Origin of the sequence: Cellvibrio sp. PSBB006 (assembly GCF_002162135.1) — a bacterium.
GTDB lineage: Bacteria > Pseudomonadota > Gammaproteobacteria > Pseudomonadales > Cellvibrionaceae > Cellvibrio.
Window position 1 is genome coordinate 4,961,167 of the sequence record NZ_CP021382.1, and the last position, 20,100, is coordinate 4,981,266.

Sequence of the window (20,100 nt, forward strand, 5' to 3'; positions counted from 1 at the left end):
AAGGATTAACAGCCATGGCATTACCGAAGTTTAAAAATTTATGGGTGCGTGGTGTACGCAAGGCGCGCGACGGGTATTCCGATACGCAGGAAGATATTGCCGGCAGCAGTCTGTGGTTTCGGGTGGCGCTGATTGTAATGGTGATTTATCTGCTGATTGCCGTTGCCGTTGGCATTTACTGGAGTTTGTCCCCCGGTCTGTTTGACGTTCGCGCTAATGCACAACAGGAATTAGCCGGTGAGCAACAGACACTGGTAAACGGCACAGTTACCACGGCGACCCTGATTCGTGTCGCCGAGACGCTCTGGGACAAACCGGGCGGTTATCTTTCCAATGACATCATGCCGCCGGGTTTATGGCTGGACGATATGCCTAACTGGGAATACGGGGTATTGATCCAGGTGCGCGATATGAGCAAGGCCATGCGCGAAGCCTTCAGTCGTTCGCAGTCCCAATCCCGCGAAGACAAAGATCTGATCCTGGCTGAACCGCGTTTTAATTTTGATAACGCGAGCTGGATATTTCCGGCATCGGAATCCCAATATCAGGAGGGGGCAGATTATCTGCGTCGCTACCTGCAGCGGCTGGCGGACGATAACCCACAGGATGCGCAGTTTTTTGCGCGTGCGGATAATTTGAATTATTGGTTATCAACGGTTGAGACGCGTTTGGGTAATTTGTCCCAGCGGCTGAGTGCCAGCGTTGGGCAGCAGCGCCTGAATACTGACCTGCCGGGTGTTGCTCCCGCAACGCATTCATTCGATGACGGCGTCGTAAAAACGCCCTGGAACGAATTGGATGATGTGTTTTTTGAAGCACGCGGATCGGCCTGGGCCTTGATTCATATGCTTAAAGCGGTGGAGATAGATTTTGCCGATGTGCTGGAAAAGAAAAACGCTCGGGTCAGCGTGCAACAGATTATTCGCGAGCTGGAGGCGACGCAACAGACGCTGTTCAGCCCGATAGTCTTGAACGGTAGTGGCTTTGGTATGCTCGCCAATCACTCGCTGGTTATGGCTTCTTATATCTCCCGCGCCAACGCGGCCATCATTGATCTGCGGCGTCTACTCGCCCAAGGGTAAATCCCGTCCGGTGAGGTTTGCTCGCCTCACCGGTATCCTTCCTACGATGTGCTTGTTGAAAATGTGCCTGTTTTTTGCGAGGCATCGCTATTCGTTGGATGATGTACGGTTCGCAATTATGAGTAGTGTTCCATCACAAGTTTTATTAATGCTACCTGCCGCAAATTAATCGCTGCGCATAATGGCGTAGAATGCCCCGCTACGTGGAGCCTTGGGCTTCTGGTTCAGCACCCTTGATGAAAGATAAAAGTAGGGAGTTCGAATGCGATTGTTAATGATGTTAGTGGGCCTTTCCTTTGGGGTTCTGGGCGCAACGCAAGCATTGGCGGACTCTGCTGACTCTGCTAAAGAACCGTTATGGCTTGAAGTGATTGATCCCTATGTTGAGATGCACAGTGGACCGGGACGCGGTTATCCGGTGTTCTATGTCATCGAGCAGGGAGAGCGGGTTGACGTGATCACCCGGCGCCCGGGCTGGTATGAGGTGCGCACCCAGGACGGCAAAACCGGCTGGACCACGGCCGCACAAATTTCCCGCACGATCCAAACCACCGGCGAGCCTGCCGATCTACCCACCGTCAGCTATGGTGATTACCTGAAGAACAGTTGGCGTGCCGGTTTTAATACCGGGCAATTTTCCAGTGGGGAATTGCAAAGCAGCGAATTGTTCAGTGCAACGGTTGGCTACCGCCCGTTGGGGTGGCTGGGTGTTGAGCTGGAGGCGGGAAAAATTTTTGGTACGGATATCAAGGGTGATTTCTACGGTGCGAATCTGGTGGTGGAGCCTTTCTCGGATTGGCGTATATCTCCTACGGTATTGATTGGGCGCGGTGTGATGAAGATTGATTCGCAACCCAAGCTGGTGCCGCTGCAAATCGATGACTCAGACTTTAATCATTATGGTCTGGGGTTTAATTACTACCTGGGCAGAAACTTTCTGTTCAAGGGCGAGTATCGCTCTTACTCCGTTTCCACTGATGATAACAATGTGAGTCTAGAAGCATGGACAATAGGTTTCAATTCGTTCTTTTAAAGATGAAGGCTGCAACCCTGGCTGCTGCTATGTGCATTGCGCCGGCAGTTTTTGCGGATGAGTCGGTAACGACTGATATCTCGGACATCAATAACGAAGTGTTTGAGTTGGGTGTTTTTGCCGGCATCATCAATATTGAGGATTTTGGCAGCGAGTTTGTGCCGGGTATCAGTGCTACCTTCCGTGCGTCGGAAGATTTTTTTATTCAGTACAATTACCTGCAAACGGATGTATCGGCTTCGTCCTATGAAAACAATCAGGGTAAATTGTTTGATGGCGATGACCGGACATTTAAGCATTACGACTTATTGATTGGTTATAACTTGTTTCAGGGGGAGTTTTTCCCTTCGCCACCTAAGGCGAATCTGTCGAGCCTTTATGTGGTGGGTGGTGTGGGTGATACGGAGTTTGGTGGGGAGTCCAGTCTGACGTATACGGTGGGGATTGGTTATCAGGTTGCGCTGACCCGTCGTATTGGGTTGCACTTTGATTTCCGGGATTATATTTACCGGTCGACGTTGGTGTCTGATGAGAAACGCACTGTGGGTGCTGCGCAGATATCTTCTGGTGTGAAATTTTTGTTTTGATGTGGTGGGTTTGTGCTTTGTTATCCGTTTGGTATCAGGCACTAGGGTTCGAAAACGCATAACAAATTGGCAGGACAGCCAATTTGCACAGCGAAGCTGCCCGAAGGGTGAACCACAGGGATGTGGTGAATGAATCATCCCTGTAGCTCCCGCAAGTCATCCATGACTTGAGGGTTTCGAACCCTAGTGCCTGATACCAAACTTGCATTGTGCGAGCGTCGAGTTTCTAAAATAACGCATTTACACCAATCAACATTTCGGTGTTGTTGGTCTTTTTATTATCACCCAAAAATTCCCGGTCAACGATGGTGTCGCGCAGGTCCAGGTTGATTGTCATCCAGTCGGTTATAACGGCGCGGTAGCTAGCTCCAATCACCATGCCGGTTTTGTCGTTAGCGGCAAAGCTCACGTCGGCAACGCCGGCTAACAGGTAGATGGCGGAGTTAAATTTGTGGCGTTTGCCCAGGAAGGAGCGGCCGTCCAGCAGGTTGTATCCGGCAAGCAGGTTGACGTATTCAAAATCATAATCACCGTCGGCCAGAAAATTACCGCCGGCTACTTCTTCAAACGCGGCTTTGCCGACTGTCGATACACCGTAGTTTGCCTGGGCAATAAATTTGCGGTTGATATGGTAGGTAAAGGAGATGCCGGTTACCGGGTTGGTATTGAAGTCTTCGACCGACAAAAGGCCAACGTAAGCACCCAATTCAAATTTTTCGGTATCAATGGCCGCAGCCTGGATGTTTGGCATGTTCTTGTCTGGATCGATAACCGTGACGGGTTGATTGTCGTCGTTGCCGTAGGTGTGAGCGGCAGTCCCCAAGCTCAAAAGACAAGCCAGAATCTTAAAGGAGCGTGACATCTTCTTTTTCTCGCGGGTAATGATGGAATAGAGGTTGGATGTGCAGTGAGTTAGCTTCGGCCGCGCTGTGTCGCAGCGGGATGCAAATCCAATGTTGCCGACAACTATACCTGAATTTGCACCTGAATGAACAACCTGTTGGTGTTAGTTGGATCGCAGAATTGACACATAATTACGCCATGGGTTTTTCAATTTGATAAGGTTTGGCGGAGTGCATTCGCGAAATATTTCCTGCTGTCTGTCGGCTGCTGTAAAGTGTCTTCCAATGTTGGTATTTGTTGTTCTGCATCACAGAAGTGGTTTGATATGGTTAAAACTTTGAGGGCGATGCGTATCCCGGTTTTGTCGTTTTCCCTCCAACGAATTTTATTTTTCCTGCGTTTATTTTTTCGTCAACTGCGAAATCGCAGCGACCAGGTTTTTGGTGATTAGTTCATAAAATCAAAACACCAAGTGTGACTGGCGTTCGAGTTTTAAAAAAATCTCCGGGTCTGATCTGTTTTATCTCGTATATTGGATATTTGGTGCCAAACCCTGGTGTGTGTAGCGGATGAAATGGGTATACGACTTATGGCCAACAACTATCTGGTAAGAAGAATGTCGACGGGCTGTCTGATGGCCGCGTTGCTGTTTATGTCTCTGCCGCTGCTCGCTGCCGAGCAGCCTGCCGATCCCAAGTGGACCACGACCACAGCAGGAAAAAAAACCGATACCACGAGCGAGAATGACTCCGCAGCCACGCAGGATGCGAGTATTGAGGTAAACCGGGTTTCCAAAAATATTCAACAGTTGAAGCAGCAGGTTATTGATCTTAATAAAGATTTGCGGCTGATGGAGGAAAAATTACTCTTTCCTTCAAGCACCAAATATTCCGTTTTTGTCTCCATGAGTTCCGGTCAGTTCTTTTCGTTGGAGAGTATCAAACTCAAGCTGGATGGCAAGTTGGTGGCTACGCATCTCTACTCCGAGAAGCAGCGCCAGGCGTTGATTCGCGGCGGCATCCACAAATTTTATATTACGAATTTGAATGAAGGTCAGCATACGGCAACGATATTTTTTACCGGTGTAGGGCCAAATGGGCGTGCGTACAAACGCGCGTCGACCATTGATTTTGAGAAGGGTCCGGCTGGGGAATACCTGGAAGTCGCCATCAGTGACGACAGCGTTACACAAGAACCAGTCTTTGGAATCAAACAGTGGTAATCACATGTTACATAAGGTTGTAGTAACTCTTGTCAACAGACCGATGCAACAGCTTTTCGCTGCGGCCAGGTTGATGTTGTGTCTGGTGTTGTTTGTAGTGTTGTCTGTGGTAACCCAGCCTGTCTTTGCCGCTATCTCCGTTAACAAGTCCACGACGGATCTGGAGTATGGCGTTATCTTGTTTGATTATTTCCAGCAGGATTATTTTTCGGCCCTGATTGAGCAGGAATATGCGCAGGCCATCAATAATGCCACGGCCAAGAGCCCGCGCGGGCAGGTGCTGAAAGGCGGCATGATGCTGTCATATGGCATGGCCGATGAAGCAAAACGCATGTTTGATACCTTGCTGGATTCTTCTGCATCGGAAGAAGTGAAAAACCGCGCATGGTTTTATCTGGCCAAGCTGTTCTACAGTAAATCTGATGCGCAGAATGCGCGTGAATCCCTGGCACAAATTCGCGGCAAGATGCCTGACGATCTGCATACGGATTACCACTACCTGGCTACCTTGTTGAACCACGAAGGTAATCATCTCGGTGACACTGAAAATAAATTCAAAGCAGTCTCCAAAGAAAATCCTTACTACCCTTATTTATTATTCAACATGGCTATCCTGCAATTGAAGGATAACAAGTTGGAATCCGCAGTAGCTAATCTTGAAGCGGTGACGAATTACGCGGGGGTGAGTGAAGAGCTTTCTTTATTGTCTGACCGCGCTCGGCATGGCCTGGCAGAATTGGCTTTGCAACACGGCAATTTAATGCAGGCCTGGCTTTACCTGAAAGATATCCGCACCACCGGCCTGTATTCCAATCGTGCGCTCTTGTCCTACGCCTGGGCAGCTATCAATTTGAAACAATACCAGCAAGCTATTCCTGCGCTTGAGCTGTTGAATGAGCGTTCTATTGCCATACCGGAAGTGCAGGAAGCTAAGGTGTTATTGGCTCACGTCTATGAGCAAGAGGGTGCTCCGCGCAAGGCGCTTAAACGTAATCTCATCGCCGAAAAAGAATTTCATGAGGGTGTTGAAATGATTGCGGAAGCGCGCCGGGTTATTGAAAAGCAGGACGTGCCGCGCGAATTTATCAAAAATCTGGATGCCATGATGGACGACAGTGATTGGTATAGCACGCGTCCATCCGTTGACTACCAGAAGCTCACGCCCTTTCTGATTGACCTGATGGCCAGCCATCCGTTTCACGAGACCCTGCGTGAGCTGGCAGATCTTTACGCGATTGAAGAAAACCTTAAGTACTGGTCAATTCAGGCGAATGAGCATTTGTTGATTCTCGACAACGCCAATAAAAAGAAAAACTTTGACGATTCGGTGTTACAGCTGGTTAAGACGAGTGCTGAATTAAACGAACAATTTTCTGACCAGAATACTGAATTACGCTTGCATTCATTGGCGCTTAATGAAGAAGACCAGGATCGCCTCAAGGCGTTAATCGAAACCACTGAGCGTGAATTGAAATTGCTGGATGGCAAGGTGGCCAAGTTCAGGGATTACAAAAGACCTTACGAACAACCGGCTTACTACAAAAAAATGGTTGCCGAAAAGCACCGCGAAATTGAGCGGCAACTGGCAGAAACAGAAAAGTTTGTTCAAAGCTTTGAAACCATCATGCGCGGTCTCGTCAAGGTGGAGCTGGATAAACATGAAGAACGTATGCGCTATTACGCCGCGCAATCCAAACTGGCGAAAGCCCGTTTGTACGATATGACACTGCTGTCGCTTGAAAAAGCTAAATCCACAGTACAAGACGATGTTGGTGCTGATGCACAGGGGGATGAATAATGAAGACGATGAAAGCCTGGATACCTTTAGTAGGGGTGCTGGTTCTATCGCTCGGTTGTGCTTCCAATAAAAGCAACACCTTGGGCGCTCTGAAATATACTCCCAAAGAAAAAGAAGAGGAGATTGAATTCCAGAAGCTCAATCACCAGGAGGTCAGGGCGGAATACAAGGAACTGCTGGACTTATTTGAGGATAAACAACTCAAAGAGCAGATTGAGCGTCGTATTGCCGATGTCTACATGATGGAAGGCGTCTACGATCAAAATCAGCAGGCACAGCGTCAAAGCTATTATGTGGACGCGATTAAAGCCTACCGCAATATCCTCGATAAATATCCGGATTCACCTGATAACGCTGAAGTGCTTTATCAATTGGCAAAAGCCTACGACATGGAGGGTGATCAGGAAGAAGCGCTGAAGATGCTGACCCAGCTGACTACGCGTCATCCTACTTATCCCAATCTCGCCGAAGCCTATTTTCGCAAGGGCGATATCCACTTCAACAATCAGGATTATCGGCGCGCCGAGCAGTCTTACCACGCAGTGACCCAGCTGGATAAAAGTAAGCTGGCAATCAATGCCCATTACATGTTGGGCTGGGCCTACTACAAGCAAACCGAGTACAACAAAAGTATTGATGCGTTCACGTATGTGCTCGATCAGTTGCTGATTAACCAATCTTCCATCGAGAATTTGGGTAAAGCTGAAAAGCCGTTGGTAAAAGATACCCTGCATTCCATGACCCTGGCGCTCGACAGAATCGGTGGAGCGGAGACCATTGCTTCATTGGAGGCGATTGCCACCAAAAGTTATGTGTGGATGATCTACGAAGATATCGGCGAGCATTATCTGGAAAAAGAGCTTTATGAAGATTCTGCTACAGCCTTCAGATTATTTGTTAACAATCATCGCCATTCAGTTCAGGCGCCGATGCTGCATGAAAAACTGATTAATACCTATATTAAAGGCGGTTTCCCACGTAAGGCGCTGGATGAGAAAGAAGCCTACGTCAATGCCTATGGCTTGCATTCGGATTATCAGGGTAATCGTGGTGGTATGCCGGCTAACGTAAGTCAATCGATCAAGGTTTATCTTGATGAGCTTGCGCGTCATTACTACAACGAAGGTCAGGATTATCAGGAGCTGGTTGCTGAGCTTGCCGAGAAAAAGAACCGCGACGACAAAGAGATTGCTGAGAAATCCATAATGTCCATTGCGTCGTTTGATCGTGCTGCGGATTTCTATCAGCAATACGTGGCGACTTTCCCTGATGATGCGCGCATTGATGAGATTTATTTCCTCAAGGCTGAAGCTTTATTCCTCGCCAAGCGTTATGCAGAAGCCGTGGCAGACTACGAGCGCGTGGCTTATCGTCCAAAAGGAAAAAGTGCTGAAAAACACGCAGCCAATGCCGGTTATGCAGCGATTATTTCTTACCAAAAGCACATTGAAACCCTGCCGGCAGACAGCCAGGATGTGAAGAAATGGCAGGCACAAGCGGTAGAAAGCAGTTTGCAATTCGCCAAGACCTTTCACACCGACAGCCGTTCCCCCATGGTGCTGACCAACGCGGCGGAATACCTGTTTAGTCTCGATCAATACCAGCGTGCGCTGGAAGTCTCTGGCGGTCTGATTGCAAACAATCCACAACTGGACAGAACCCTCAAGAAAACCGCCTACGGCATTATGGCGCACTCGCATTTCAAGCTGGGTGATTATCAAAATGCGGAAAACAATTACCTGAATCAGCGTGAGTTGGTTGACCGCACCAGTGATGAATATACCCAGATTTCCGAGCGTCTGGCGGCGGCTATTTATAAAAAGTCTGAAGGTATTGTGGACAGCGGAGAAAAAGAAGCCGCTATCGGGCAATTGCTGAAGATTAAAACCCTGACTCCTGATTCCACCATCCGCGTTACTGCCCAGTTTGACGCGGCCAGTATGCTGCTGGAACTGGAGCAATGGGATCGCGCGATTACAGAATTGAAAGAACTGGCTGCACTTTATCCTGAGCATGAGTTGGCGGTAGAGTTTCCGCGTAAGCTGGCATTCGCTTATGAGAAGAATGAAAACTGGGCGCTGGCCGCTGAAAGTTACCTCGGACTGAGTGAAAAAGATCCCGATGCAGAAGTTCGCCGGGAAGCCTTGTTCCTGGCGGCAACAATGTTTGAGAAAAACAAGAACTACGCCACATCAATCGAACATTTTAAGAGCTACGATGCTACTTACGAAAAACCCTTTACTTCCCGAATGGAAGCGCGCTACCACCTGGCGACCCAGTACGAGAAGTTGGGCGATACAGAAAAGCAATTATTTTGGTTAAAGCGTTTAATCGAGGGCGACCAGAAAGCCGGCCCTCAACGCACGGATCGCAGCCGATGGCTTGGGGCGTGGGCAAACATTAAGTACGGGGATTACTACGCGGCTGAATTTTCATCGCACAAGCTTTATCTACCTTTGGTGAAAAGCTTACCCGCTAAAAACAAGTCTCTGGAAAGTGCTGTAAAACAATATCAGTCGTCAGCTGATTACGGCATTCTGGAATTTGTCACCATGTCCAGCTTCAAGATTGCGAACTTATATCAGCAGTTTGCTATGGAGTTACGGGCGTCACCCAAACCGGCCGGGTTATCGCCGGATGAGCAAACTATCTACGCAGAAATTATTGAAGAGCAGGCGTTGCCATTTGATGGTCTGGCCATTGAGCTGCATCAGGCCAATATTGATCGCGCATGGGAAGGCAAGTTTAACGAGTGGATCGACCGGAGTTTTGCCGAGATGATGAAACTGAATCCGGCAAGATATAACAAGACGGAAATTATGGTGAGTTACGGCGATGAAATACGTTAAGGTTATTGCATGCACATTACTGGCGGGCGGGTTGCTGATCAGTGTAGGTTGTGCCACAACCTCTGGATCAAAAGTCAATCTCGTGGTGGACGAAAACCAGGAGGCTACCCTGGTGTCGACTCTGGAATATCTGCCCGTTCCCGAGACAGATGAAGCAGGGGCATATCTGCCTTATGAGCCGAAGGAAAACCCTTATCTTGCCCAGCGGGGCAAGATAAAGCAGGAATCGATTGTTAAATACATCGATGCCAAGCGGGCGTTGAAGCAAAAAAATTATCGTCATGCAGAGCAGCTTTTCAAAACCCTGACGGAGGAAGACAAAAGCCTATCTGGCCCATGGATCGGATTGGGTGATGTGGCGCTTGAGCAAAAACAATATGATCAGGCGATAACGCATTACGCTAAAGCGATAGAGCTTAACAGTAAGAATGTGAATGCTTATATGCGGCTGGCAAAAGCACAGCGTATGCAAGGCAACTTTCTCCATGCACAGAATACCTATGCCAAATCCCTTGCCCTGTGGCCGGATTTTCCCGAAGCGCATCTGAATCTCGCTGTGCTCTACGACATTTATCTCAACCACCCACTGCGCGCACAAAAGCATATGGAGGCTTACCAATTTCTCACCCAAGGTGAGAATAAGGATGTCGCCAAGTGGTTGGCAGAGATCCAGCAACGCACCGGTGTTCCCATCAGCCTGGTAGTAGAGAAGCAAAAAGCTGAATCCAAGCCTTTATCGTGAAATGAATAACCCTATGAAAAACGTATTGATTGTCGCCGTATTGTTGTCTGTGGTTCCGACCGTTTGGGCGGAGGAAGCCTCCGAAAATGCCGATCCGACGATTTTGTTGGAATCTACATTTATTGGAGACAAAGAGCAGCCAGCGATCAGTTATTTTATTCCGTGGAAAGGAAATACCACGCCGGATAAATTGCAGTGGAATATGGAGCGCAAGCATGACCAGACACTGCAGGTTGTCGACCGGGATGTTTTGCTTAACTCGATGAATATTTACAACGAAATGAATCTGGAAAGCGCCGGTTCAGCAGATTAATTGTTAACAGAGAGAAGATATCATGAACGATTTATACAATATGGTAACCAGCTTCCTTCAGGACGGTGGATTTTTTATGTATCCAATCGCTCTGGTATTAGCGCTTGGATTGGCAATTAGTCTGGAGCGTTGGGTTTATCTGACGCGCGAGCGCATCCGCAATATCAAAGCGTTCGAAAATTTCCTGCCGTTGTTGCGCACAACAGACATGGAAAAAATGCAGATGTATTCACGTGAAAGCCAGGCACCGGTTACCCGCATCATTGCCTGTGGTCTGGATATGATGAAAGTATCCAAGCAACGCGCCGATATCGAGAACTCCATGAACGAAGGTATGCTGGAAACCATGCCGCGCCTGGAGAAGCGTGTGGGTTATCTCGCTGTGCTGGCAAACGTTGCCACACTGTTAGGTCTTTTGGGAACTATTATCGGTTTGATCAGCGCCTTTACTGCCGTTGCCAATGCAAACCCTGCTGAAAAATCACAATTGCTGTCCATGTCGATCTCTGTGGCGATGAACACCACCGCGTTCGGTTTGATTGCGGCAATTCCACTGTTGGTGTTGCATGCTGTGCTGCAAAACAAAGTTGCAGCTATTGTGACCAGTATCCAGATGTCGGCGGTGAAATTCCTCAACATCATGACACTGCACCGTTTGATTGAAGCCGGCGCACCGCGCCCGCAGGAAACTCTGGTTACTTCGGTACCGGTTGCTTCGGCACAGGCTGCTCCCGCACAACAAGCGCCGGCTGATGATGTGTTGCCCGCTGGTGCGGTATTAAGTCAGGCCTGATGCCATGAACCTTAAATTTCAATACAAGGGCACCGATGAGGCAGAACTTGAGATCACCTCGTTCATGAGTTTGATGATCGTGTTGGTGCCAGTATTGCTGCTCAGCATGACGTTTACGCAAATCACGGTGCTGGATGTCAAACTACCGGAATTGACCGGCGGTCCAGCGGTGAGCCAGACAGAGCAATCGCAATTGGAAATCCGTATTGCTGAAGATGGCTTCAAGGTTTTCTATCCGGAGAATGTGCTGGTCAAGGAAATCCCTCTTGAAGAAACCGAAGAGGGCAATGCCTATGATTATGTGCAGCTCTCACAGGTGATGCAGGAAGTAAAACGGCAACTGCCTGAAAAGCGCGATGTGTTGGTCTTGTCTGACCCAAACGTTGATTATCAGAACCTGGTGTTTACCATGGACGCCGTTAAGTCTTACAAGACTGTTGTGGCGACAAGCGTGGTGGAAATTGAACTTTTCCCGGAGATTTCTCTGGGGGATGCCATTAAAAAATGATGTGAGTTGATGACAAAATGATTGGATCAACTATTTTTTACACCAAGCCCAAGACATCAATTGTGCCCAAGCTGAATCTTGTGGCGTTGATGGACATCTTTACGATTCTGGTGTTCTTTTTGCTCCTCAATTCAGGTGAAAGCCAGAAAATTGAGAATGCTAAATTTATTGAGCTGCCGGACTCCATTTCGGGTGTGACGCCGCACAATGAATTATTCATCATGATCGATGAGGATAAAATCTGGATCGGCGATCAAGCCGTTGCCGATGTGGCCGACGTATTAAAAGCGCCGGAAAAGCCTATCGATGCCTTAACCCAGGCGTTGGCTGCACACAAGGAATCCTTGGGTGATTTAACCGGATATGAGAAGCACAATGGCTTGCCGGTGACAATTCTGGGGGACAAAACCGTCTCTTACACCTTGTTGAAAAGTGTTATGGCCACCTGTCAGGGAAGTGATTTCCGTGAAATTTCCCTTGCTGTTAATCAGGTGGTTACAACACCGAATGCCGCTGGCATGGCGGCCAGAGCAACGGCTAATACTTCTTCAAAGGCTGGAGGTTAACATGTCTGCAAATATTCAGCCGTTTGCCGCTCAGTCTTTTGCCGCGCAGCCATTTGCGTTAGAGCTGCAACTGCCCTGGCATGCAGATGAAGAGCGCGAAAAGGCATTTAAGAACATCCTCAAAAAAGTTCTTATTCCCTTATTGATCCTGTTTCTGCTGGTTCCCTGGTTGAGCCAGATTGAGCAGGAATATGTGCCCGATGAAGATCGGGTGGAAACGGTGATTTTGCTGGACCCCCCCAAACCAGTCCCGCCACCACCGCCACCGCCAGTTGTGCAGGAAAAACCCAAGCCGGTGCCGGTGGAGCCGCCCAAGGTGGCTGAACCAAAACCGACGCCTACGCCCAAGGTAGATGATCGCCCCAAAGCGGTTGCGAAAGCACCGACGGTCGACACCAGAACATCGATCGCAAAATCACAGGGACTGGCGGAGTTATCCAGCCAATTAAAATCCCTGCGTGGTTCTGTTGATGTTGCCAAGATGCAAAATAAAAACGTATCTACCAATACCGGTGGTACCGTCGCCGCCAGTGATCGCTCGGTTCTGGGCGCTGACAACATCGTCAGGAAAAGCGAAGGTATCGTGGTCAATGAAGAAATCATGAAGGGCGAACTGGTTGCCCTGGCGGAACACCAGTCTACCGAGGTGGAAGGTGTTGTCGGCGGTGATTCCAATATCGGTAGCCAATACAGTCATTTGTCCGGTCAATCGGGCAAGCGCGATATGGAAAGTATTCGCCGCACGCTGGAGCAAACCAAAAGCAGCGTGTACACGCTGTATCAGCGCGCGTTACTGGATCACCCTGAACTTGCGGGCAAGTTCACGTTTTCGATTGTGATTGAGCCCAATGGCAGTATCTCCAATTTGAAGCTGGTGGTGAGCGAGTTGGGTATTGCGGAGTTGGAAGACAGTATCCTTGCGCGTATCAAGCAGGTGAACTTCGGCGCGAAAGATGTCTCTGCCACAGTAATTGAATATAAATTTGTTTTCTTGCCGAGCTGATTGATTTTTGTTCGGACTGAAACCCCTGATCGATCTGAATCGATCAGGGGTTTTTTATTGATGGTTTGCAAAATACGCAAAACGGTTTTTTTGTTCATAAGCTAATGGATCAAGCATTTCGATTAGTTCTTGCTGAGGGATTTTGGTAGCGGCGCATTATTCATTGAGGCAATGTTCTTTGTCCCTGTCGATATCAGATCATCGTCGTTGAAAGATCAATCGCCACCAAAAAATCGTTTATTTCTGCTTTTTAAACATGCGTCAGCTCACGCAAAAACTGTAAGAAAGTCCGATACTCACCAGTGTTTAAGTTCACAAAAAATTAAACCGGAATAACCTGATAAATGGATTTTATGGCAATTGTGATCCTGTACCTTTTTCCTTAATCCGCTACTGGCAACATGTCAGTGTCCAAAAAAATCCTGTGGATAAAAGTTGTTGATCAATAACAGCCTCCCGGGAAATACAAAATCCTTTTTAAAGGATATTCATTGCTTGACTTGGGGTACTGCTGACAGCACTACCATCCCTGCTTTGCGGTTTTCCCGTAATCCAATGCAACAACAAATTATCATGGTGCTGAAAATGTCTTGGCTAATCAAATCATGTCGAAAATCACTTGTGTTTTTTGTCACGCCTTTGATTTTGGTAGCTTGTGGAGGCGGTGGCGGTAGTGGCGGTGATGCCTCGTCCGAAAGCCTTGGCCTGTCTCAGGACACGCCTTTTGTCTACGTTGAACGCAACCTGGCTAAAGATAACGAGGCCAGCAAAGAACGTTTCAAGCGTTCGATGAGCGGGCAGGACCGCGCCCCCCTGGATCTTGAATCCCCTTATCAATTCCGCCCCGGCGCCAAGCTGATGAGCCGGTCCAGCCTCGACGTCGATGCTATCGATACGGAAGTGCTGGCTGAGTACTTCGGATCAACCGATTATGATGTCAAAGACCTGAACGTATCAGCCGATGGCAAGCGGCTGGTATTCGCGGCCCACGGTCCGGCAAACCATCCTACGGATTACACCTGGAATATTTACGAATACAGTTTTGAAGGTAAAACGGTTCGTCGCATCATCAAAACCCACTCTCTGGCTAACGCAGGTCAAGATACCAATCCTACTTATGCGCTGGATGGGACCATCGTCTTTTCTTCGGATCGTTCCGCCGGTAATCCGAACAGCCCTATCGACAATATTGTTGACGAAGATCAGGCCGAGAATTGCTACAAGGTCGGCCCCAGTGAAAAGCCTTCTCTGCTGCACTCCATGACCAACCAGGGTGAAGACATCCTGCAGTTGACCTACGGCAGAAACCACGACACCAAGCCGACGACCTTGAAAGACGGGCGCATTGCGTTTATCCGTTGGTCGCGCAGTTACGATTTGATTCAAGGCTGTCCGTTGGATGGCAGCACAACCGCTGCGGAATTTGAAGACATCTTTGATGCGCAATACCCCAAAGGGCTGGACATGCCGCCGGAGTGGTCGCATGAAGCCCTGTGTGCTCTGGCGCAACCAACGCCGCTGGGTAAAGTGGTTGCGAGCAACCACTACACTATCCTGCGCATTACTGCTGATGGTGAAGAGCTGCAACAGCTTTATAAAACTGTGACCCTCAAAGGGTCTGATGAAAGCTTTATTGAACTTGACCAGATTGTTCAGGCAGAAAATGGTCACCTGGTTGCGGTTATCCACCATAAATACAATTCATTTTCGGGCGGCAATATCCTGGAGTTGCAATCACCGGATAGCCCGGAACCCAACAAAGTGTTTGGCAATATTGCACCGCGCCCATTAATGAATGGCAGCGTCGATCTCTACCCCAATCAATATTCGCTTAACGGTTGGTATAGCGCCGTGTGGCCTTACCGTGACGGCACCGAGCGGATGCTGGTGAGTTGGTCGCAGTGTTCTGCGGTTAATGGCGGAGTAAATTCTTTCTGTGAAGCAGATGGCACTGAAGGACAGGTCAGCAGCCAGTACGGTATCTGGGTGGTCGACAATAAATCTGATACTCGCTTGCCAATAGTTCGCGCACGCAAGGATATGGTGTACAGCGATATTGCTGTGGCACAACCACATCGCGGCCTGGATTTGCCTTACCACGCTTACAACACGAATTTTGTTGATGATCTGGATACCAGTCGTTTGATTTGTGATGATCCCGGGGTTGACCCGGTTGACCCGGTTGACCCGGTTGATCCAGTAGATCCGGTGGACCCAGTAGACCCTGTTGATCCGGTAGATCCTGTTGATCCAGTGGACCCGGTTGATCCAGTAGATCCGGTGGACCCAGTAGACCCTGTTGATCCAGTGGACCCGGTTGATCCAGTGGACCCGGTTGATCCAGTGGACCCGGTTGATCCAGTGGACCCGGTTGATCCAGTGGACCCGGTTGATCCAGTGGACCCGGTTGATCCAGTGGACCCGGTTGATCCGGTAGATCCGGTTGATCCAGTAGACCCCGAAAATACACCGCCGGTAGCCAATGCAGGCGCGGACCAACAAGCCTATATCGGCAATACGCTTACCCTGGATGGTTCCGGCAGTAGCGATGCAGACGGTGACAGTCTGATTTATCAATGGACTATCATCAGCCCGGAAAACAGCGTGGCAACCATATTCAATCCGACAGCTGTTATGCCGACGATTACCATCGAAGAGCACGGCATTTATGTTATTCAGTTAATTGTTAACGATGGCGAGGCACACAGTGAACCCGACACGGTTCAGCTCGTGGTTGGCAATATGAAACCTGTGGCCAATGCCGGATCGGATCGTACCGGTATTCTGGGTAATGAACTGCAATTGGACGGTTCTGCCAGTACCGATGCTGATGGCGATGAACTGACTTACCAGTGGCGTGTGGCGGATGCACCTGCTGGCAGTATTGCCGGGTTGGTCGACAGCACCGGGGTTACGCCATCATTTACACCGGACCTGCATGGCCTTTACACCATTGAATTGGTGGTTAACGACGGTCGGTTGGCCAGTGAGCCGGACAGCATGACCATTGATACTCGCAATACCCGCCCGGTAGCCAATGCCGGCCCGGATCAATCGGTGTTTGTCGGTAAGCTTGCGTTGGCAAGTGGTGAAGCCAGCTCTGATGCTGATGGCGATCCGCTGACCTACTCCTGGAGTCTGTTGAGCCAGCCTCAGGGCAGCAGCTCCCAGCTCATCAATCCGGCTGAAGAAATCACCGAATTGGATATTGATGTGCCGGGTAGCTATGTACTGCAGTTGATTGTTAACGATGGTTATGAAAACAGTGAGCCAGATACGGTGATCCTGACCACCACTAACGTTCGACCCATTGCAGAAGCAGGAGCTAATCAGAACGTGACTGTGGGTGACCGTATTGAGCTGGATGGTTCTGCCAGCCATGACCCGGACGGTGATCAACTCAGCTATCGTTGGAGCCTGACGGGCAAACCCCAGGGCAGCACAGTGAGTTTGCAAGCGGCCGATAGTGCGGCACCGCATTTCATTGCCGATGTTGATGGAACCTACGTGGCGCAGTTGATCGTGAATGACGGCCAACTGGATAGCCAACCGGATACCGTCACGATCAATGCACAGCACCCGGTTTGTGATATCTCCAGTGACACACGCCGCACGATTCCGGTCATCATCCGCGACTTCGATAAGTCACACCCTGACTTCGAAGGTACGATCGGTGAAGACTACGGCATCGTGAAGAAAACGCTGGGCGATGACGGCAAGCCGGTATATGCCCGCAGCTCTGGTGGTACGCGCACCACGACTGGTGCCGCCAACTTTAACCAGTGGTATCGCGATGTGAGCGGTGTGAATATTCGCATCCCTTACGAATTGCAGATGACACGCCGTGAAGGAACGACTGTCTGGAGTTACGCTGATGACACCTTCTTCCCGATCGACGGTTTGGGTTATGGCAATATGCCGAAGCCGGCCCCGGACCATAACTATCACTTCACTCTGGAGGCGCACCTGGAATTTGATTACGAAGGTGGCGAGCACTTTACCTTCCGCGGTGACGACGACCTGTTTGTGTTCATCAACGGCAAGTTGGCCATTGATATCGGTGGTGTCCACGGTGTGATCGAGCGCAGTATCCGTCTCGACGAGCGTGCTGCTGAACTGGGCATTGAGAAAGGTAAAACCTACTCGTTTGACCTCTTCTTTGCCGAGCGTCATACCGTTGATTCCAACTTCATGTTCCAGACCAACATCAATCTGGAGTGTGTGCCCGGACGCTAAACGTACGTAAGTAGCAAAGGCCGGATGGCATTGTCATCCGGCCTTTTTTTTCAGGTGTTGATTTGCCAAACTTCAGTTATGGCTGTATAAATAGCCAGCTTTTCTGAGGTTCCTGTTTATGCCCCAAGCCTTCCTGCTAACCCGTCAATGGCGTGATACCCGCGAGGGCGTCGTGCTCGATTTTTGGTGGGCAACAGAGCAGGGCGCCCGATGGACCCAAACGCTGGGGCAGGAGGTGGTATTTTTTATTGCGCGGGCCGACGCCGGGGAAGCGACGCCATTGTTGCGCAACCTGCGCCACTGGCGCAGTGCGGAAGTCGACCTCAAAACATTTCGCGATCAACCGGTCAACGCACTGTATTTCCGCAGCCATCGTACAGCTCGCGATGCCCAACAATTATTCGATCGCGCCGGTATTCATTATTGGGAAGCCGATATTCGCCCACCAGAGCGATACCTGATGGAACGCTTTGTCACGGCCGCCGCGCAACTGACCTTCTCTGAACCTTCTGTCCCTGCCGACAAACCGCAACGCAACCCACGTATTGCACCTTCCGACTATCGCCCCGCGTTGCGTATGGTGTCCCTGGACATTGAAACCTCCATGGATGCCAAACAACTCTATTCAATTGCTGTTTGGACAGAGGCAGAGCAGCGTATCTTTATGGTGGGCGAAGGTCCGTCAATGGAGAATCTGATTTATTGCCGCGACGCGAAACAGTGCCTGCAAACTTTTTTCCAATGGCTTGCCGACAATGATCCCGATATTTTAATTGGCTGGAATCTGGTGCAGTTTGATCTATGGGTGTTGGAAACCCTGTGTCAGCGGGACGGTATTACGCTGGCACTGGGGCGTGGCGGGCAATCAGTCCATTGGCGACAGGAAGAAGGCGAGGGTGGCCGACGCTACATCACAATGCCTGGGCGTGTTGCGCTGGACGGTATCGAATTATTAAAAGCGGCCAATTATCGCTTCGACAGTTACTCCTTACAGAACGTTGCCGAGACCTTGTTGGGGGAAGGAAAATTATTGCAGGGGCCGGGACGCGGCGAAGAAATTACTGACCTTTTTCTTACCGATAAACCCGCTCTGGCCGCCTACAACCTGCGCGATTGTGAATTGGTCTGGCAGATCTTTGCCGATCAAAAATTGCTGCACTTCGCGATGGAACGCAGCCAACTGACAGGGTTGTTACTGGACCGTAGCGGCGGTTCCGTGGCCGCGTTTGAATATTCCTATTTACCGCGTTTGCATCGGCGCGGTTACATCGCGCCCAATCTCGGAGAACTTGAGTCGGACATCATCAGCCCGGGCGGCTATGTGATGAATTCGCAGCCTGGCATTTACGACAATGTCTTGGTGCTGGACTTTAAAAGTCTGTATCCCAGCATCATGCGCACATTTTTAATTGATCCCTGCGCATTCTGGTTGGCGCAACATCAATCACTGTCTACCGAGCAAGTCGTACCGGGTTTTAACGGCGCCTGCTTTGCGCGGGAAGGGCATATTCTGCCGCAGGTCATTGAACATTTGTCGACGGCGCGCGATCAAGCCAAAGCCGAAAAAAACGCGCCGCTATCCCACGCCATCAAAATTATTATGAATTCTTTTTACGGTGTACTTGGCTCAACCGGTTGCCGTTTTTTTGATCCACGTATCAGCAGCTCCATCACCTTGCGCGGACATGAGATCATTCAGCGCAGTCGCGACTGGATTGAACAACAGGGTTACACGGTGATTTATGGCGATACCGATTCGTTGTTTGTGTGGCTCGAAAATCACAGTGTGGATACAACCCCCAAGTCATCCGATCAATGTCAACAAATCGGCGCGCGCCTTGCGCGGGAGTTAAATATCTGGTGGCAAACAACCATCGCGGATTCGTTCAATTTGCCCTGCGCTCTTGAAATTCAATTCGAAACTCATTATCTGCGCTTTCTCATGCCCACCATGCGCGGCTCTGACCTGGGCACCAAAAAACGCTACGCCGGTGTGGTGGATAAAAACGGCAAACGGGAACTGGTATTCAAAGGGCTGGAAAATGTTCGTACTGACTGGACTCTATTAGCACGCGAATTTCAGATGGCGCTCTACGCCAAAATTTTTGCCGGAGAAGATTATCGGGATTTTGTTCGTGCAACGGCGCAAGCCGTGCTGGCGGGCGAGCGGGATGCCGAGTTAATTTATCGCAAACGCCTGCGTCGCCAACTGCACGAATACCAAAAAAATGTACCGCCCCATGTGCAGGCCGCGCGCAAATTGCAACAGTGGACCGGCGAGCGGTTACGGCGCGGTGACTGGATTGACTATGTGATCACCACCAGTGGTGCCGAACCGGTGGCGGCGCAACAAAGTCCTCTGGATTACCAGCACTATGTTGATAAGCAATTAACGCCGGTAGCGGATACGATCTTACATTTTGTCGAGCAATCCCTGGCAGAACTGGTTGATAGCCAACTGACATTATTCAAGTGACCTCTCGGCGGCTTGTTTATCACTTGGCAGGCGTTTAGCATCTCAACAT

Annotated in this window: 15 protein-coding genes; 14 read left to right on the forward strand and 1 reads right to left on the reverse strand. The window is 49.7% G+C overall.

Features of this window, described 5'->3' with window-relative positions:
• Positions 1 to 14: 14 nt before the first annotated feature.
• From CBR65_RS20685 to CBR65_RS20695, 3 genes are all read left to right on the forward strand, one after another.
• Positions 15 to 1,082 (forward strand): DUF2333 family protein, encoded by a 1,068-nt coding sequence (locus tag CBR65_RS20685; protein WP_087468622.1) that lies wholly within the window; start codon positions 15 to 17, stop codon positions 1,080 to 1,082.
• Between the two features lie 262 nt (positions 1,083 to 1,344).
• Positions 1,345 to 2,115 carry an SH3 domain-containing protein gene (locus tag CBR65_RS20690; RefSeq protein WP_087468623.1) on the forward strand — a complete coding sequence of 257 codons (771 nt, stop codon included), beginning with the start codon at positions 1,345 to 1,347 and terminating at the stop codon, positions 2,113 to 2,115.
• 2 nt (positions 2,116 to 2,117) lie between these two features.
• Positions 2,118 to 2,702, forward strand: a complete 585-nt coding sequence (locus CBR65_RS20695; RefSeq protein ID WP_232461264.1) for an outer membrane beta-barrel domain-containing protein — start codon at positions 2,118 to 2,120, stop codon at positions 2,700 to 2,702.
• Between the two features lie 226 nt (positions 2,703 to 2,928).
• Here CBR65_RS20695 and CBR65_RS20700 read toward each other — a convergent pair whose 3' ends face one another.
• On the reverse strand, positions 2,929 to 3,564 hold the full coding sequence (locus CBR65_RS20700) for an outer membrane beta-barrel domain-containing protein (RefSeq protein WP_087468625.1): 636 nt from the start codon (positions 3,562 to 3,564) through the stop codon (positions 2,929 to 2,931).
• Between the two features lie 555 nt (positions 3,565 to 4,119).
• On the opposite strand from CBR65_RS20700, the gene CBR65_RS20705 reads away from it, so the two are divergent.
• The 11 genes from CBR65_RS20705 to CBR65_RS20760 all read left to right on the forward strand — a co-directional run bounded on the left by CBR65_RS20705 (position 4,120) and on the right by CBR65_RS20760 (position 20,051).
• Entirely contained in the window at positions 4,120 to 4,767 is a 648-nt protein-coding gene (locus CBR65_RS20705; protein ID WP_157672176.1) for an AraC family transcriptional regulator, read from the forward strand.
• Positions 4,768 to 4,771: 4 nt separating this feature from the next.
• Positions 4,772 to 6,565 carry a lipopolysaccharide assembly protein LapB gene (locus tag CBR65_RS20710; RefSeq protein WP_232461265.1) on the forward strand — a complete coding sequence of 598 codons (1,794 nt, stop codon included), beginning with the start codon at positions 4,772 to 4,774 and terminating at the stop codon, positions 6,563 to 6,565.
• On the forward strand, positions 6,565 to 9,414 hold the full coding sequence (locus CBR65_RS20715) for a tetratricopeptide repeat protein (protein WP_087468627.1): 2,850 nt from the start codon (positions 6,565 to 6,567) through the stop codon (positions 9,412 to 9,414). The genes CBR65_RS20710 and CBR65_RS20715 overlap by 1 nt, the downstream gene beginning before the upstream one ends.
• Positions 9,401 to 10,156 (forward strand): tetratricopeptide repeat protein, encoded by a 756-nt coding sequence (locus CBR65_RS20720; RefSeq protein ID WP_232461266.1) that lies wholly within the window; start codon positions 9,401 to 9,403, stop codon positions 10,154 to 10,156. Before CBR65_RS20715 ends, CBR65_RS20720 begins: the two co-directional genes overlap by 14 nt.
• Positions 10,157 to 10,169: 13 nt before the next feature.
• Entirely contained in the window at positions 10,170 to 10,469 is a 300-nt protein-coding gene (locus CBR65_RS20725) for a hypothetical protein (RefSeq protein ID WP_087468628.1), read from the forward strand.
• Between the two features lie 22 nt (positions 10,470 to 10,491).
• On the forward strand, positions 10,492 to 11,262 hold the full coding sequence (locus CBR65_RS20730) for a MotA/TolQ/ExbB proton channel family protein (protein ID WP_087468629.1): 771 nt from the start codon (positions 10,492 to 10,494) through the stop codon (positions 11,260 to 11,262).
• A gap of 4 nt (positions 11,263 to 11,266) precedes the next feature.
• Positions 11,267 to 11,770: a biopolymer transporter ExbD gene (locus CBR65_RS20735; RefSeq protein WP_087468630.1), complete on the forward strand. Its 504-nt coding sequence runs from the start codon at positions 11,267 to 11,269 to the stop codon at positions 11,768 to 11,770.
• A gap of 17 nt (positions 11,771 to 11,787) precedes the next feature.
• Positions 11,788 to 12,336 carry a biopolymer transporter ExbD gene (locus CBR65_RS20740; protein WP_087468631.1) on the forward strand — a complete coding sequence of 183 codons (549 nt, stop codon included), beginning with the start codon at positions 11,788 to 11,790 and terminating at the stop codon, positions 12,334 to 12,336.
• Between the two features lies 1 nt (position 12,337).
• Positions 12,338 to 13,339 (forward strand): AgmX/PglI C-terminal domain-containing protein, encoded by a 1,002-nt coding sequence (locus tag CBR65_RS20745; RefSeq protein WP_087468632.1) that lies wholly within the window; start codon positions 12,338 to 12,340, stop codon positions 13,337 to 13,339.
• A gap of 585 nt (positions 13,340 to 13,924) precedes the next feature.
• Positions 13,925 to 17,575 carry a PKD domain-containing protein gene (locus CBR65_RS22365; RefSeq protein WP_198300829.1) on the forward strand — a complete coding sequence of 1,217 codons (3,651 nt, stop codon included), beginning with the start codon at positions 13,925 to 13,927 and terminating at the stop codon, positions 17,573 to 17,575.
• 118 nt (positions 17,576 to 17,693) lie between these two features.
• A complete protein-coding gene (locus tag CBR65_RS20760) occupies positions 17,694 to 20,051 on the forward strand; it encodes a DNA polymerase II (RefSeq protein WP_087468633.1) in 2,358 nt (785 codons plus the stop codon).
• The last annotated feature ends 49 nt before the right edge of the window (positions 20,052 to 20,100 follow it).

What these genes read in the sequence shown, in the direction of transcription:
- CBR65_RS20700 (WP_087468625.1), bottom strand. Translation starts at nt 3,564, where the DNA reads ATGTCACGCTCCTTTAAGATTCTGGCTTGTCTTTTGAGCTTGGGGACT.
- CBR65_RS20760 (WP_087468633.1), top strand. Translation starts at nt 17,694, where the DNA reads ATGCCCCAAGCCTTCCTGCTAACCCGTCAATGGCGTGATACCCGCGAG.
- CBR65_RS20685 (WP_087468622.1), top strand. Translation starts at nt 15, where the DNA reads ATGGCATTACCGAAGTTTAAAAATTTATGGGTGCGTGGTGTACGCAAG.
- CBR65_RS20745 (WP_087468632.1), top strand. Translation starts at nt 12,338, where the DNA reads ATGTCTGCAAATATTCAGCCGTTTGCCGCTCAGTCTTTTGCCGCGCAG.
- CBR65_RS20740 (WP_087468631.1), top strand. Translation starts at nt 11,788, where the DNA reads ATGATTGGATCAACTATTTTTTACACCAAGCCCAAGACATCAATTGTG.
- CBR65_RS20695 (WP_232461264.1), top strand. Translation starts at nt 2,118, where the DNA reads ATGAAGGCTGCAACCCTGGCTGCTGCTATGTGCATTGCGCCGGCAGTT.
- CBR65_RS20720 (WP_232461266.1), top strand. Translation starts at nt 9,401, where the DNA reads ATGAAATACGTTAAGGTTATTGCATGCACATTACTGGCGGGCGGGTTG.
- CBR65_RS20725 (WP_087468628.1), top strand. Translation starts at nt 10,170, where the DNA reads ATGAAAAACGTATTGATTGTCGCCGTATTGTTGTCTGTGGTTCCGACC.
- CBR65_RS20705 (WP_157672176.1), top strand. Translation starts at nt 4,120, where the DNA reads ATGGGTATACGACTTATGGCCAACAACTATCTGGTAAGAAGAATGTCG.
- CBR65_RS22365 (WP_198300829.1), top strand. Translation starts at nt 13,925, where the DNA reads ATGTCTTGGCTAATCAAATCATGTCGAAAATCACTTGTGTTTTTTGTC.
- CBR65_RS20710 (WP_232461265.1), top strand. Translation starts at nt 4,772, where the DNA reads ATGTTACATAAGGTTGTAGTAACTCTTGTCAACAGACCGATGCAACAG.
- CBR65_RS20715 (WP_087468627.1), top strand. Translation starts at nt 6,565, where the DNA reads ATGAAGACGATGAAAGCCTGGATACCTTTAGTAGGGGTGCTGGTTCTA.
- CBR65_RS20735 (WP_087468630.1), top strand. Translation starts at nt 11,267, where the DNA reads ATGAACCTTAAATTTCAATACAAGGGCACCGATGAGGCAGAACTTGAG.
- CBR65_RS20730 (WP_087468629.1), top strand. Translation starts at nt 10,492, where the DNA reads ATGAACGATTTATACAATATGGTAACCAGCTTCCTTCAGGACGGTGGA.
- CBR65_RS20690 (WP_087468623.1), top strand. Translation starts at nt 1,345, where the DNA reads ATGCGATTGTTAATGATGTTAGTGGGCCTTTCCTTTGGGGTTCTGGGC.